11 protein-coding genes are annotated in these 15,348 nt (G+C 58.4%); 10 read left to right on the forward strand and 1 reads right to left on the reverse strand.

The window, feature by feature from the left end; translation table 11 throughout:
* Window positions 1–215 precede the first annotated feature (215 nt).
* Together ACIQ1A_RS01305 and ACIQ1A_RS01310 are read left to right on the forward strand one after the other, a co-directional pair.
* Window positions 216–2,273, forward strand: coding sequence for a tetratricopeptide repeat-containing sulfotransferase family protein (locus tag ACIQ1A_RS01305; RefSeq protein WP_395769276.1), 2,058 nt, complete (start codon window positions 216–218; stop codon window positions 2,271–2,273).
* A complete protein-coding gene (locus tag ACIQ1A_RS01310) occupies window positions 2,274–4,748 on the forward strand; it encodes a TonB-dependent receptor (protein ID WP_395769277.1) in 2,475 nt (824 codons plus the stop codon).
* Between the two features lie 68 nt (window positions 4,749–4,816).
* Here the strand turns inward: ACIQ1A_RS01310 and ACIQ1A_RS01315 are convergent, their stop codons facing one another.
* The gene (locus ACIQ1A_RS01315; protein ID WP_395769278.1) at window positions 4,817–5,755 is read right to left on the reverse strand and encodes a carbohydrate kinase family protein; all 939 of its coding nucleotides are present in this window, start codon (window positions 5,753–5,755) and stop codon (window positions 4,817–4,819) included.
* 158 nt (window positions 5,756–5,913) lie between these two features.
* On the opposite strand from ACIQ1A_RS01315, the gene ACIQ1A_RS01320 reads away from it, so the two are divergent.
* The 8 genes from ACIQ1A_RS01320 to ACIQ1A_RS01355 all read left to right on the forward strand — a co-directional run bounded on the left by ACIQ1A_RS01320 (window position 5,914) and on the right by ACIQ1A_RS01355 (window position 15,329).
* On the forward strand, window positions 5,914–6,963 hold the full coding sequence (locus ACIQ1A_RS01320; protein ID WP_395769279.1) for a rod shape-determining protein: 1,050 nt from the start codon (window positions 5,914–5,916) through the stop codon (window positions 6,961–6,963).
* 3 nt (window positions 6,964–6,966) lie between these two features.
* Window positions 6,967–7,875 (forward strand): rod shape-determining protein MreC, encoded by a 909-nt coding sequence (mreC, locus tag ACIQ1A_RS01325; RefSeq protein WP_395769280.1) that lies wholly within the window; start codon window positions 6,967–6,969, stop codon window positions 7,873–7,875.
* Entirely contained in the window at window positions 7,872–8,354 is a 483-nt protein-coding gene (gene mreD / locus ACIQ1A_RS01330) for a rod shape-determining protein MreD (protein ID WP_395769281.1), read from the forward strand. Before mreC ends, mreD begins: the two co-directional genes overlap by 4 nt.
* 2 nt (window positions 8,355–8,356) lie before the next feature.
* A complete protein-coding gene (gene mrdA / locus ACIQ1A_RS01335) occupies window positions 8,357–10,225 on the forward strand; it encodes a penicillin-binding protein 2 (RefSeq protein ID WP_395769282.1) in 1,869 nt (622 codons plus the stop codon).
* Complete coding sequence (gene rodA, locus ACIQ1A_RS01340) at window positions 10,218–11,327, forward strand: rod shape-determining protein RodA (RefSeq protein ID WP_395769283.1); 1,110 nt, start codon at window positions 10,218–10,220, stop codon at window positions 11,325–11,327. Before mrdA ends, rodA begins: the two co-directional genes overlap by 8 nt.
* 59 nt (window positions 11,328–11,386) lie before the next feature.
* Complete coding sequence (locus ACIQ1A_RS01345; RefSeq protein WP_395769284.1) at window positions 11,387–13,171, forward strand: acyl-CoA dehydrogenase; 1,785 nt, start codon at window positions 11,387–11,389, stop codon at window positions 13,169–13,171.
* Between the two features lie 80 nt (window positions 13,172–13,251).
* Window positions 13,252–14,376 carry a lytic murein transglycosylase B gene (gene mltB / locus ACIQ1A_RS01350; protein ID WP_395769285.1) on the forward strand — a complete coding sequence of 375 codons (1,125 nt, stop codon included), beginning with the start codon at window positions 13,252–13,254 and terminating at the stop codon, window positions 14,374–14,376.
* Complete coding sequence (locus ACIQ1A_RS01355; RefSeq protein ID WP_395769286.1) at window positions 14,373–15,329, forward strand: septal ring lytic transglycosylase RlpA family protein; 957 nt, start codon at window positions 14,373–14,375, stop codon at window positions 15,327–15,329. The genes mltB and ACIQ1A_RS01355 overlap by 4 nt, the downstream gene beginning before the upstream one ends.
* Window positions 15,330–15,348: the final 19 nt, after the last annotated feature.

Consider the following 15,348-nt stretch of genomic DNA (forward strand, 5'->3'; position numbering starts at 1 on the left):
CCATCCCGAACACGGAAGTGAAACGCAACCGCGCCGATGGTAGTGTGATTCTGTCATGCAAGAGTAGGTCATCGCCAGGGTCTTTACCCTAAACCCCCGATCCAATGGATCGGGGGTTTTTTATTGGAATTCCGGCTGAAATAATGCCCGATACACCTCTATTGACGGGTCGAATTATGGTATTTTTAATCATTGTTTAACATTGATTAAGGTTCATGATGTCAGCCGTCCCGGACCCAACGTCTGGATTGGAAGCCGCCCTGTCGCAAGCCGCCAAACTGTTGGCGGATCAACCACGCATGGCAGAAGCGCAGACCGATGAGATCCTGAAGGTGCTGCCGGAGCAACCGAACGCGCTGTTGCTCAATGCGCTTGCCAAGGCAAAGCAGGGACATCTTGCGCCGGCGGAGAAGGTGCTCCAGCGACTTCGCACGCTCCGGCCGCAATGGTTCGCCGTTCATCTCGAGCTCGGTCAGTTGTACCGTCGCATGGGCATGGGTGACAAAGCACTGGCTGCACTGCGTGAGTCGGTCGCACTCAAAGCCGACTCGCCGAAGGCCTGGCTGGCCATCGCCGATATCCATTCCGCCAACGGCGATGCCGTTGCCGCCGATGCGGCCTATGCCATGCAGCTGCGTCATTCCGATGGCAACCCGAGGCTGTTGGCTGCCGCTGCCGCCATGAGCGAGAACGATATTCCTGTCGCCGAAAGGGCTTTGAAAGATTATCTGCAGGAAAATCCCACCGATGTCGCGGCGATTCGGATGCTGGCCGAAGTCGCAGCACGCCTCGGTCGTGACCAGGATGCGGAGTTGTTGCTCGAACGCTGTCTTGAGCTTTCCCCGGGGTTCAATTTCGCCCGCCAGAACTACTCGTACATCCTCAACCGCAACAACCGTTTCGCGAAAGTGCTCGAGCAGACCGAAATCCTGCTGCGGGGCGAACCGCGCAACATGAGTTACCGCAATCTCAAGGCCGTGGCCTTGGGCAAGATCGGGGATTTCGAGGCCGCTATTGCATTGTATGAGGAAGTGCTCGCCGAGCACCCGGGCTATTCGCGGATTTGGCACAGTTATGGCCATACTCTGAAAACTGCCGGCCGTACCGATGCGGCGGTTGATGCCTATCGCCGCAGCATCGCCATCGAACCGCATTACGGGGAGGCCTACTGGAGCCTTGCCAATCTGAAGACCTTCCGGTTCAGTGTCGAGGACGTTGTAGCCATGCAGTCACAGCTCAGTCGTGACGATCTTGCCGCAGAGGATCGCTTCCATTTCGATTTTGCCCTCGGCAAGGCCTTGGAAGACCAGTCTGAATACGAAGAATCCTTCCATCATTACGACAGCGGTAACGGGCTTCGCAAGAGCCTGATCCAGTACAGCGCAGACCGCAATACGCTCAAACTTCGCCAGAACCAACGCCTGTTCGATGCGACGTTCTTCCGGGAACGTTCCGGTTTCGGCGTTGCCGATGCCGATCCCATCTTTATTCTCGGCATGCCGCGTGCGGGTTCGACGCTACTGGAGCAGATCCTGTCCAGCCATTCGCAGGTGGAGGGCACCATGGAGCTGCCTGACATCATTGCCGTGACCAAGGATCTGTACCGTCGCCAGAATCATGCCTCGGCCGGCACCTATTACCCGATGCTTCCGGAAATGACCGCCGAGCAGGCCGCCATCTACGGCCGTCGCTATCTCGACAATACCCGTATCCAGCGCCGTACGGACGCGCCGATGTTCATCGACAAGATGCCCAACAACTACGCGCATATCGCCTTGATCCGGCTGATGCTGCCCAATGCCAAAATCATCGATGCGCGCCGGCATCCGCTGGCCTGTTGCTTTTCCAATTTCAAGCAGCATTTTGCCCGTGGCCAGAATTTCAGTTACAGTCTCGATGACATGGGCCGCTACTATAGGGACTATGTCGAACTGATGGCGCATTTCGATGAGGTGCTGCCTGGTAGCATCCACCGCGTGCACTACGAAAACATGGTCGAAGATACCGAAAATGAAGTCCGGCGCCTGTTGGCCTATTGCGGCCTGCCCTTTGAAGAAGGCTGTATGCGCTTCTTCGAAAACGACCGCCCGGTGCGCACCGCCAGTTCCGAGCAGGTGCGCCGTCCGATTTACAAGGAGGGCGTCGATCACTGGCGTCATTACGAAACCTGGCTCGACCCATTGCAGGAAGCATTGGGTCCTGTCCTCGCGCAGTACCCGGAAGTCCCGGTTTTCAATAAAACAGCTGTACAACACCAACGAAAGGGAGAGTAAATGAAAACACATAAAAATATCAGGCCGAAGCTGAGGGTGTCGCGATTGCCGCTCACTGCCGCAATCTATATGGCGCTCAGTGCCGCAGCTTTGGCCGCCCCGGATGACCAGGCTGCCGAAGAAAAAAAGGCTACGCTCGACACGGTGACCGTGACTGCACAGAAGCGCACGGAAAACCTGCAGGAAGTGCCGATCAGCATTCAGGTTCTTGGAACGCAGAAGCTGACCGAAATGAACGTCAACGATTTCGATGATTATGCCAAACTGCTGCCCAGCCTGTCCTATACCCAAGGCGAAGGTGGCGGTACCGATCCTTACATCCGTGGCGTAGTCAGTGGCGGTGATGGCAACCACTCCGGTCCTTCTCCCTCGGTCGGTATCTATCTTGATGAACAGCCAGTTACCGGCGTCGGCGGATCCATCGAACCGCACATCTACGACATCGAGCGCGTGGAAGCGCTTGCCGGCCCGCAGGGCACCTTGTACGGTGCAAGCTCTCAGTCGGGCACCATCAAGATCATCACCAACAAGCCCGATTCCAGCGGTTTTACTGCCGGTTATGCGTTTGAGATGAACAGTGTCAGTGGCGGCGGTGATGGCCATATTCTCGAGGGTTTCCTCAACATTCCGCTTTCGGATGTTGCTGCGCTGCGTGTGGTTGGTTGGGACAAACGAGAAGCTGGTTGGATCGACAACGTCTATAACGAACGCACTTTCCCGACATCCGGCATCACCATGGACAACGCCGGTCTGGTCGAAGAGGATTACAACGATTCGCATACGACCGGTGCCCGAGCCGCCCTGAAAATCGATCTCGGCGAAAACTGGTCGATCATGCCGAGCATCATGACCCAGAAAGAAACCACCAACGGCAGCTTCGCGTTTGATCCGGTCGTCGGCGACCTGAAAATCTCGCGTTACTATCCCGAGTCGATGGAAGACAAATTTACCCAGGTCGCCTTGACCGTGACCGGTAAAATCGGCAACTTCGATTTGGTTTATGCGTTCTCCACGCTCGACCGTGACGGAAAATCTGAATCCGATTACAACGATTACGGTTTCTGGTACGACGTCGTCTCCGGCTATGGCGCCTATGCTTACGACAACAACGGCGATTACATCAATCCTTCACAGATCACCTTGAGCGAAGGTCACCAGACCAAGCGCAGCCACGAACTGCGTATTTCCTCGCCGCAGGACGAGCGCTTCCGTTTCATCGGTGGTTATTTCCAGATCGACCAGTACCGCGATATCCAGGAACGCTACATGATCGCCGACTGGTATGACGGCTATGAAGTGACCGGATGGGAAGACACCATCTGGCTGACCAAACAGGACCGCCGTGACAGCGAAAAGGCCGTGTTCGGTGAGTTCAGCTTCGATTTTACTGACAAGCTGACCGCGACTGCCGGCTTCCGCTATTTCGAGAATGACAACAGTCTGCGCGGCTTCTTCGGTTTCTCGCGGGGTTTCTCGAGTCAGGGCAGCAAACCGGGCGACCAGCGTTATGGCGAAGCCGGCTGCGCTTTCGTTTGGGGCAGCACCAATCCGGCCGATTGGCCGAAATTCAACGGCGCACCTTGTGAATTCATCGTTGATCCGGATGGCAGCCTGGGTAAAACCACCAAGGAAAACGGTACGCTCGGCAAGTTCAACATTACCTACAAACTGGATGACAGCAAGCTGATTTACGGCACCTGGTCGGAAGGGTACCGCCCCGGAGGCATCAACCGCCGTGCCACCCTGCCGCCGTACCAGGCCGACTACCTGACCAACTGGGAACTCGGTTGGAAAACCAGCTGGATGGACAACCGCTTGACCTTCAACGGCGCTTTGTTCCGTCAGGAATGGAAGGACTTCCAGTTCACCATTCTCGGCCAGAACGGTCTGACGGAGATAAAGAACGCCAACCAGGCCCGTATCGATGGCTTGGAAATGGATGTTAACTTCGCCGCGACCTATAACCTGCAGTTCAGCGCCGGTGTGGCGTTTTACGATGCCAAGCTGACCGAGAACTACTGCGGTTTCACCGATGAAGACGGCAATCCGGTGACGGATTGCGCCGATCCGGAAGCGCCCACGGGTACGCGTCTGCCGGTCACCGCCGAGTTCAAAGGCAATCTGAACGCGCGTTACACCTTCGACTGGAACGGCTACGAGCCCTTCATCCAGGGTTCGGTGGTGTATGAAGGACGCCGCACCAGCGATCTCCGGATTGTTGAGCGCGAGATTCTGGGCGATATGCCCTCGTACACCATGTTCGATCTCTCGGCCGGCATCCGTAAGGACAGTTGGACGCTGAATCTGTACGTCAAGAATCTGTTCGACGAGCGTGCTGAGTTCAACCGCTTCACCATGTGTGCTATCACCGTCTGCGGTGCATCAGGTCTTGTTCCGGAATATCCGGACGGCCAGGTGTACACCGTGGCCGCCCAGCCACGCACCATCGGTCTGCGATTCTCGCAGGAATTCTGATCGTTCCAGGCTGAAACGGAAAACCCCCGGCATGCCGGGGGTTTTTCTTTGGCCGAATGCAGCGCCGCTCAGTCGAGAGCGTATCCGAACTGCTGTTTGAACTGCATGGCGAACTGGGCGTAGCTGAAGCGCTGGTTCTGCGGGCCGAGATGCTCGATTTTGAGTGCGCCCATCAGCGAGGCGATGCGGCCGGCGGTGGCCATGTCCATGCCCTTCATCAGCCCGAAAATCAGGCCGGCACGGTAGGCATCGCCGCAGCCGGTCGGATCGACCACGCGGATGGCGTTGGCGGCGGGAATCTGCATCATGCCCGCTGCGGTATGGATTTCCGAGCCTTTGTCGCCGCGGGTGATGATGTAGCCTTGCACGCGGCTGCTGATTTCAGCCGTGCTCAGCCCGGTCTTGTCGCTCATCAGCAGTGATTCGTAATCATTCACGGTGACGTAGGTCGCCTGCTCGATCATCTGTTTCAGCTCATCGCCATTGAACAGCGGCATGGCCTGGCCCGGATCGAAGATGAACGGAATGCCTGACTCGTTGAATTCCCTGCAATTCTGCAGCATGGCTTCGTAGCTGTCCGGCCCGACGATACCGAAACCGACATCGGGCACATCCTTCACATGGTTCTCGAAGGAGCGCATCATCGCGCCGGGGTGGAAGGCGGTGATCTGGTTGTCGTCGAGATCGGTGGTGATGAAGGCCTGAGCGGTGTACAGGTCGGGAACCACCTTGACGTGGGTCAGCGGGATGCCGCAATGCTCGAAATGCTCCCGGTAGGTCTCGAAATCCTGGCCGACGGTCGCCATCGGAACCGGCCTGCCGCCCAGCAGGATCAGGTTGTAGGCGATATTGCCGGCGCAGCCCCCGAACTCGCGGCGCATGCGCGGCACGAAAAACGAGACGTTGAGGATATGCACCTTGTCGGGCAGGATGTGGTTCTTGAACTGGTCCTGGAACACCATGATGGTGTCAAAGGCCAGGGAACCGCAGATCAGCGCACGAGACATCGTAAATCCCTGAAATCCATAAGGTCCGTCATTTTACCCGATTGGCAGGCATCTGTCTGAATTTCAAGGAAACATGAAGCAAGGATTGCTTGTCCCGGCAGGCCGGAAACGGTATCCTATTGACTCGCATCAATCCCCATTAAATAAGGCTTTCCACGATGTTTAAAAATCTCCGCGGTCTCTTTTCGAACGATCTGTCCATCGATCTTGGAACAGCCAACACCCTGATCTATGTGCGTGGCCAGGGCATCGTCCTGAATGAGCCGTCGGTGGTTGCCATCCGCACTAACCGCAGCGGCCACCATTCGCATACCGTGGCCGCCGTCGGCGTCGATGCCAAGCAGATGCTGGGACGGACTCCGGGTAATCTCACGGTGGTGCGTCCGATGAAAGACGGCGTCATCGCCGATTTCACCTACACCGAAGAAATGCTCAAACACTTCATCCGTAAAGTGCATACCTCGCGCTTCCTGCGCCCGAGTCCGCGCGTGCTGATCTGCGTGCCCTGTGGATCGACCCAGGTCGAACGCCGTGCGATCAAGGAGTCTGCGCTCGAAGCCGGTGCCCGTGATGTGTTCATCATTGAAGAGCCGATGGCAGCCGCCATCGGTGCCGGTATTCCGGTTGCCGAGGCGCGCGGTTCGATGGTCATCGATATCGGCGGCGGCACCACCGAGATTGCCGTGATATCGCTCAACGGCATCGTATATGCGCAGTCGGTCAAAATCGGTGGCGACCGTTTCGACGAGGCCATCATGAATCATGTACGCCGCACCCGTGGAACGCTAATCGGCGATGCCACTGCGGAAAAGATCAAGCTTGAAATCGGTTGTGCCTTCCCGCAGCAGGATGTCAAAGAGATGCGCATCTCAGGCCGGAATCTGGCCGAAGGCGTGCCGCGCGAAATCGTCCTGAATTCGAACGATGTTCTGGAAGCCTTGCGTGAACCGCTCTCCGGCATCGTTAGCTCGATCAAACTGGCGTTGGAACAGACACCGCCGGAGCTTTGTTCCGATATGACCGAACGCGGCATTGTATTGACCGGCGGTGGCGCACTGCTGACCGACATCGACAAATTGATTTCCGACAAAACCGGTCTGTATGTCCACGTTGCCGACGATCCGCTGACCTGCGTCGCCCGCGGTGGCGGAAAGGCCCTGGATCTCATCGACATGCACGGCGGCGGCGAATTCTCGACACGCGAATGATCCGTGGCATCGGATAACCGCCACTCCCTTCGGATCGGCAGCGGCCTCAGCGCCTGGCTGCCGATTCTTTTTTATACCGTCGCGGCTTTATGCCTGATGGCGATTGATGCGCGTTTTTCCATTAGTAGTGAAATCCGCAGTCGGACCAGTGTATTGGCATCGCCGGTGTGGTGGCTGGCATCGCGACCGCAAGCGCTCTGGCAGGGTGGGGTCGCGGCATTGAGCACCAATGACAGCCTGCAAAAACGTATCGATGTGCTCGAAAAGGAAAAGCTCAAAACCGATCTTGCATTACAGCAGATGCTGGCTGTCCAGTCGGAAAATGCACAGTTACGCAAACTGCTTATGGGGCGCCAGCGTCTGGCTCCGACGGCCCGCGTGGTTGAATTGCTGAACATCAATCCGGATCCGTCGCAGAAACGATTTGTCATCAGCAAAGGTGCGCGCGAGAATGTCCGTGTCGGCCAAGTGTTGATCGATGCCAATGGATTGGTTGGGCAGGTCGCTGAAGTCTATCCATCAAGTGCGGTCGTCATCGGAATCACCGATGCCGACCATGCAGTACCCGTCATGGTCGCACGCTCGGGTTTCCGCAGCGTGCTGTTCGGTCAGGGTAGTGACAACAGTCTCTCACTGGCCAACCTTACACCGAGTGATGATGTTAAGGCGGGTGATATCCTGCTGACATCCGGCATCGGCGGACGCTTCCCTTCAGGGATTCCGGTCGGCCAGGTCAAAGCCTTCCGGCAGGATCCGGCATTGACCTTCATCAGCGCACAGGTACAGCCGTTCGCCCGGCCCCGTTATGGCAGACATCTGCTTCTTCTTGATGTCCTTTCCTCTGTGTCGTCCGGTACGGCTCCGATAGCCCAGACCACTGCGCCGGATCAAGCCACGGGGAGCAAGCCGTGATCCGGCGCGATACTCCCATGCTGCGTTGGCTGAGTTTGGTCGCGGCGTTCCTGTTCATGGTGCTTCCGTTTCCGGATTGGATTTCCGCGCTCCGTCCTTTTCTGCTCTCGTTGGTTGTTGCCTATTGGGTTCTTGAAACGCCCCAGAAAATGGGACTTGGCCGCGTATTCCTGATCGGTCTGCTGCTGGATCTGGCCAGTTTTTCCATGCTCGGCGAACATGCCTTGCGATTGCTTCTGATAGCCGGAATCCTGCATCTGATGCGTAGCCGGTTCCGTTTTTATCCGGTTTGGCAGCAATCGGGCTTCTTGATGCTGATGCTTTATGCCGATCTCGCTGCGCTTTGGCTGATGCGCCTGTCGCAAGGCGTTCCGATGGTGCAGGCGGAAATCTGGGGCTCGCCAATTTTGGCATTTCTAATCTGGCCTTGGCTCTACATGCTGCTGGATAATCTGCGCCTGCAGAATCGTGGCCGCTGAGGATGTCTGCGACGATCAAGAACATCTATTTCGAGGCCGAGCTGTTCCGGCAGCGGGCCTTCGTGACCATGCTGCTGGTTGCGGCGGTTATGACCGCCATGTTGTTTGGCTATTTCAATCTCCAGGTCCTGCGTTTCGATGAATACCGCGAGCAAGCCGACAGCAACCGCGTCCGCCTCAAACCGACCATGCCCGCACGCGGGCTGATATATGACAGTAAAGGAAACTTGTTGACCGACAACGTGTCCGCTTACCGGCTGGAACTCACGCCGGAACAGGTCGAAGACATCGATGCCACGCTGCTGCAGTTAGGCGGGCTGATCGTATTGTCGAAGGATGATCTGCGCCGGTTCCGCCGTGCCATGGACAGTTCCCGTAAATTCCTGCCGATCACGGTGAAGCTGCGCCTCAGTGAAGAAGAAGTGGCGCGCTTTTCGGTGAACCGATTCCGGTTTCCGGGTGTCGAGGTGGTGCCTTATCTGACACGACGCTATCTGTACGATGATCTGTTCGCGCATGTCATCGGATATGTTGCCCGACTGGATGAGGCGGATTTGAAAGCGATGGGTGATGAGCGCTATTCGGTACTGACGCATACCGGAAAGACCGGTCTCGAGCGCGCCTACGAAGAACAGTTGCGCGGCACCATCGGTTACGAAGAAGTCGAAACCAATGCGCGCGGCCGCTCCCTCGGCGTACTCAAACGGCATACATCCCAGGCCGGTACCGATCTCAAGCTCAGTATCGATGCTGATTTGCAGAAAGCCACGGTAGCCGCCTTCGGCGAGTTGACCGGATCGGCGGTGGCGGTTGATCCCAATACCGGCGGGGTATTGGCGATGGTCAGTCTGCCATCGTTCAATACCAATCTTTTCGTCAACAGCATTTCGACCGTGGACTATACCGCGCTCTCCACCGATCCCTCGCGGCCGCTGTTCAACCGCAATGTCCGTGGCGGAACGCCGCCGGGCTCGACCATCAAGCCTTTTGTGGCACTGGCAGGTCTCGAGTCCGGCATGCGCACACCGGAAGACACCGTGTATTCCAGTGGCGAGTTCTTCATTCCGGGACAACGCCGCGGATACCGGGATTCGCATGCCGGCGGACATGGCACTGTTGATTTGTATGCCTCTATCGCCGAATCGGTAAACACCTACTACTACAGATTGGCAGTGGACATGGGTATCGCGAAATTCGATGCCTATATGCGCCGTTACGGATTCGGGCAGCCGACCGGCATCGATTTGGTCGGCGAAGTTCCGGGTATCTTGCCGTCACCCGAATGGAAGCGCAAGCGATTCAATCAGCCCTGGTATCTGGGTGAAACCGTGATTGCCGGAATCGGCCAAGGCTATTGGGTGGTTACTCCCTTGCAACTGGCGCAAGGCACGGCCAGTCTTGCCAATGGCGGGCGTCGCATACCACTGCGGTTGGTGCAAGCCACCCGTACCGGATTGAATCAAGCGTGGCGGCCGCTACCGGCACCGCCGTCGACATCCATCGGTGCCACCGCTGCGCAGTTGCAGGCCATCCGTATCGGCATGGAGGCGACCATGCATACCCGAAAGGGAACCGGGTGGGCGATTGCCCTGGGCTCGCCCTATCGCATTGCCGGAAAAACCGGGACCGTGCAGAAAATCAGCCGTCGCGGAAATGTCAGCATGGATCCCCGCAGTCTGCCCCTTCATCTGAGACATCAGGCGCTGTTCATCGGTTTTGCACCGGCGGATAATCCGAAAATCGCGGTGGTGGTGGTGGTCGAGCATGGCGGCTACGGCGCCAGCACGGCCGGACCGATCGCGCGCAAGATGATGGATGCCTACCTGCTGCCTAAGCCTGAACCAGCGGTTCCGGAGATAGCCAATGATTGAACTGCTCGCCGGATTCCGTGATTTCATCGCACGTCTGCTGTCGCGCGTCGATGCCCCGCTGATGGCGGCTTTGCTCGCACTGATGACGGTCAGTCTGCTGGTGCAGTCCAGCGCCGGTGACGATGCGCTGCATGCGGTGCTGGCGCAGGGTGCGCGCTTCTTGCTGGGTTCGATCGCTTTGCTGCTTCTGGCCAATACCACGCCCGCCACGCTGCGGTCCTGGACGCCCTGGATCTATGCCGGCACGCTGTCGTTGATGCCCTTGGTGTTCATTTTCGGCAGCGGCCGCAGCGCCAATCTCTGGCTAGATCTCGGTGTGTTCTATCTGCAGCCGGGCGAGCTACTGAAGTTGAGCGTGCCGATGATGCTGGCCTGGTATCTTCACCGTGAAACATTGCCGCCAAGCTGGAAGACGCTGGCGGTCAGTGCCGTCATCGTCGGGCTGCCGGTGTTGCTGATCGTGAAGCAGCCTGATTTCGGTACGGGAATGCTGGTCGCCGCATCGGGAGGCTTCGCCCTGTTTCTGGCCGGGTTGCAATGGCGGCGTATTTTGATTGCGATGGGTATGGCTGCCATTGCGGTTCCCGTCGGCTACCAATTTCTGATGCCGTACCAGAAGGACCGCATCATGGTGTTTCTGAATCCGGAAAGCGCCCCGCAGGGCGCGGGATGGAACATCATCCAATCCAAAATCGCGATCGGATCCGGCGGTTTCAGCGGCAAGGGCTGGGGAGAAAGCACCCAGGCAGCGCTCGACTTCCTGCCGGAGCATACGACTGACTTCGCCTTCTCGGTGTTTTCCGAAGAATGGGGCTGGCTCGGCGTGCTGCTGGCGATGGCGCTGTACTTCTTTGTCATCGCGCGTTGTCTCTGGATGGCGATGCAGTCCAAAGATACCTATTCACGCCTGTTGGCCGGTACCCTGGCATTGACCTTCTTCATCTACATCATGGTCAACGGCGGTATGGTTGCCGGTTTCCTGCCAGTGGTCGGTGTGCCGATGCCGCTGATCAGCTACGGCGGCACCTCAGCGGTCTCGCTGTTGGCCGGATTCGGACTGATCATGTCGGCCTTCGCCCACCGGAAATACCTCAGTGACTGAGCCCTGCAATTCCTTACCCTGATGCCAAGCCCCTCCTTATCTTGACTGGATGAATTCCGATGCTGCCACCCCGCGATGATCTGCACTTTCTTCTGTTCGACTGGCTGCATGCGGAGAACCTGTCCGCAATTCCTGAATTTGCGCATGTCGATACCGATACCATGCAGGCCATGCTTGATGCCGCACTGGCTCTGGCCGAAGCGGAGTTCCTTCCGCATGCCGCCAAATCCGATGCCAATCCCCCGCAGTTCAAGGACGGTCGCGTCCAGCTGATGCCGGAAATCGCACAGGCATTGGCTGCCTACCGCGATGCCGGATTTTTCGGCATGGGAACTCCGCTGGATGAGGGTGGGCTTGGCCTTCCGTACACGCTGGTGGCGACAATCGGAGGTATCTTTTCCTGCGCCAATGTCGCAACCAACGGCTATGCATTCCTCTCCAAGGCTGCCGCCAATCTGATCCGCGAGGTCGGCAGCGAAGACCAGAAGCGTCGTTATCTCCCGCCGATGGTTGATGGCCGCTGGTACGGAACCATGTGCCTTTCGGAACCCCAGGCCGGTTCCAGCCTGGCCGACATCCGCACCATCGCCGAGCCGCTTCCAGACGGACGTTATGCCCTGCGCGGAAACAAAATGTGGATCAGCAGCGGCGATCATGAAATTTCGGACAACATCGTACATCTGGTTCTGGCCAAGATTCCGGGTGGCCCTGCGGGCAGCAAGGGCATTTCGCTGTTCATCGTGCCGCGTCTGCATGTTGATGCCGATGGCAATGCGGGCACGCGCAACGGTGTCACCCTGCTTGGATTGAACCACAAGCTTGGAACGCACGGCCAGGTCAACTGCCTGCTCGGCTTCGGTGAACCCGAGGAATGCATCGGGGAGCTGGTCGGCGCACCGCACGATGGCCTGCGCGGCATGTTTGTGATGATGAATGAGGCCCGCATCGGCGTCGGCATCGGCGCCACCATGGGCGGCTATGCCGGTTACCGGGCGGCGCTAGCTTATGCCAAGGAGCGCCGCCAGGGCAGGGCCGTAGGCGAGCGTGATGCGTCTTCGCCGATGATTCCGATCATCGCGCATGCCGATGTCCGCCGCATGCTTCTGCGCGCCAAGAGTTATGTTGAAGGTGGATTGGCACTGTGTCTTTATGCCGCCCGCCTTGTTGATGAGGCGAAGTCCGGTGGCGCGGAAGCGGCCGAATCCCAGGCGCTGGTCGATCTTCTGACGCCGATCGTGAAGGCCTGGCCATCGGATTATGCCCTGGAAGCGAACTCCATCGCGATTCAAGTGCACGGCGGCGCCGGCTATACGCGCGATTTTCCGGTCGAACGCCTCTGGCGCGAGAACCGCATCAACGCCATCCACGAAGGCACCAATGGCATCCAAGCCATGGACCTGCTTGGCCGAAAATTACTGGCGGCCGGCGGCCGTGCATTCGCCCTGCTGACCGCGCGCGTCGAAACCACGCTTGCCGCCGCCCGCAGTGATGACGCCCTCGCGCCACTGGCCGATATCCTCGCAACGCGTTGGTCGAAGTTTGCACCCGCCATCCATGCCGCCGGTGCGGCCGCGCGCACCGACATGGACCTGGCGCTGGCCAATGCCTATCTGCTGCTGGATGCGATGGGGCATGCCGTCGTTGCTTGGCTTTGGTTGGATCAGGCCCTGACGGCATCGCGGTTGCTGGCCGATGCTCGCGGTCCGCGTCTGGCCCTGCTTCAAGGGAAAATCGCCGCCGCGCATTACTTCATCACCTGGGAGCTTCCGGCCAAGGACGCACAACTTATCGTTTTCACCACGCTCGATCCACTCTGCCGGGATCTGGATCCGGATTTACTTTGAGTTCACGCCAGACGCATTACGGTGGCAAATGAACTGTGGTAATTTGGAATCGTGCGGATGGGCGAACAAGGACACAAGATATGAAAAAGATTCCGATGCTGGTGATGACCCTTGCACTGGCCAGTTGCACCGGCACACCGGTCAAGCAGGCTGCAGTACCGACGGCGCCGGTTCCGGTTCCCGCGCCACTGCCGCCAGCACCGCCGGCAGACAGCGAGCCGCTGAGCGCGGATCTGCAAACACGCAAGCAGCAATTCATCGCCGATACTGCAAAGAAATACGGCATTCCTGAAAGTGAAATCCGCGACACCCTGTCCAAGGCGGTCTACAAACAGTCGATCGTCAATGCCATGGCGCGTCCGGCGGAATCGACCCGGACCTGGGCGCAGTACCGCCCCATCTTCCTGACCGATGGCCGGATCCGGCAGGGCCGTACCTATTTCGCCGATAACCGCGTCAGCGTCGAGGAGATTGCCGTCAAGAGCGGCGTGCCGTCTGAAATCATCCTGGCCATCATGGGCGTTGAAACCGGATGGGGCGGCAATATGGGAAGCCACAATGTCCTCGATGCACTGTATACATTGGCCTTTCATTACCCAATCATCAACGGCAAGCCCAATCCGGCGCGCTCCGCTTTTTTCACCGATGAGCTGGGCCAATTATTCGCATTGGTACGCGAGGAAGGATTCGACATCCATGCTTTAAAGGGCAGCTATGCCGGCGCCATGGGCTTGGGTCAATTCATGCCGTCGAGCTACCGAAAATATGCGGTGGACGGCGACGGTGACGGCCGTCGTGATTTGTTCGGCTCGAAGAAAGATGCTTTTGCATCCATCGCCAATTACTTCAACGGCTTCGGATGGCAGACCGAAAAGCCGGTGTTCGTAAGAGCCGTTGCAAGCCCGGGCGCCGCACCGTATAAACCGGAAAACTGGGAGGCGAAGTTCACTTTGGCCGAACTTGCCGCCCGGGGATATTCGCCGGTCCGTCCGGTGGAGAACCTGCCGTCTACTTTGCTGACGCTTGAAGGCGTGCAGGGCACCGAGCATTGGATCGGTTTCAAGAACTTCTGGGTGATTACCCGCTACAACCGATCGCCGATGTATGCCATGGCGGTCTGGCAGCTGTCGCAGGAAATTGCGCAGCGGTCCTACGGGGCGCCTGAAGACTCTTCCGTTGCCGCCCAAGCACCGGCCGGACGATGACGGCATTGAAATACGCGCCCTTACTGGCGCTTATGCTCGCGGCCTGCAGCAGCGCCCCGCCACGTCCTGAAGTGCCGGCGCCGTCTGCATCAAAACCGCCACAGGCACAGGTTCCGGCGGTGACTCCGCCCCTGTCGGACACCGCGGGCGAAGCCGAACGCAACAACGCGCGCGTCTGCCGGCAGGTGATGCAGCATGACGAACGCAATTACACCAAAGGCGGTCTCTACGCGCCCGGTGTTGCCGACGCCCATCCGGATGGTGAACTCGATGTCAGCCTGCTGAAAGAGCCGGTGCCGCGCAGCGAGCCGAAATCAAGAGGGGGCAACCGATCGCCCTACAAGGTCTTGGGCCGCAGTTATTATGTGCGTGATTCGGCGGAAGGTTACAAGGAACGCGGCGTCGCCTCCTGGTACGGCACCAAATTCCACGGGCGCACCACCTCCAGCGGCGAAATCTACGACATGTGCCAATTCAGCGCCGCACACAAGTCCTTGCCGCTGCCGAGCTTCGTCCGGGTGACCCGGCTGGATACCGGGCAGTCGGTGATTGTGCGCGTCAACGACCGCGGCCCCTTCCATGAAGGCCGAATCATCGATTTGAGTTTTGCGGCCGCCACCAAGCTCGGCATCAACCGTCTCGGTACGGCCAAGGTCGAGGTCGAAGCCGTCAGCAATCTCGAGGATTTGGCTCCAGTCGCGGTCGTGGAAACGCCGGAAAGCGAACAGCGCTATCTGCAGGTCGGTTCCTTTGCCAGCGAAGACAATGCCAAGGTTCTGAAGGAGCGGTTGCGCGATCTTTCCATCGATGCCGCCTTCATCCAGAAAGCACGGACCGAGCAGGGGCCGGTCTGGCGGGTCCGCATCGGCCCCTTGAATAGTCTGGAAATCCCGCGGATTCAGCAGTTATTGCAGGAAATCGGCCTGCAGGGAGTCCGTGTCGGGTCCGAATAGGCTTAAAATGGCAGGGTTG

The organism is Arenimonas sp., from assembly GCF_044353605.1.
In the GTDB taxonomy this organism is placed as follows: domain Bacteria; phylum Pseudomonadota; class Gammaproteobacteria; order Xanthomonadales; family Xanthomonadaceae; genus Arenimonas.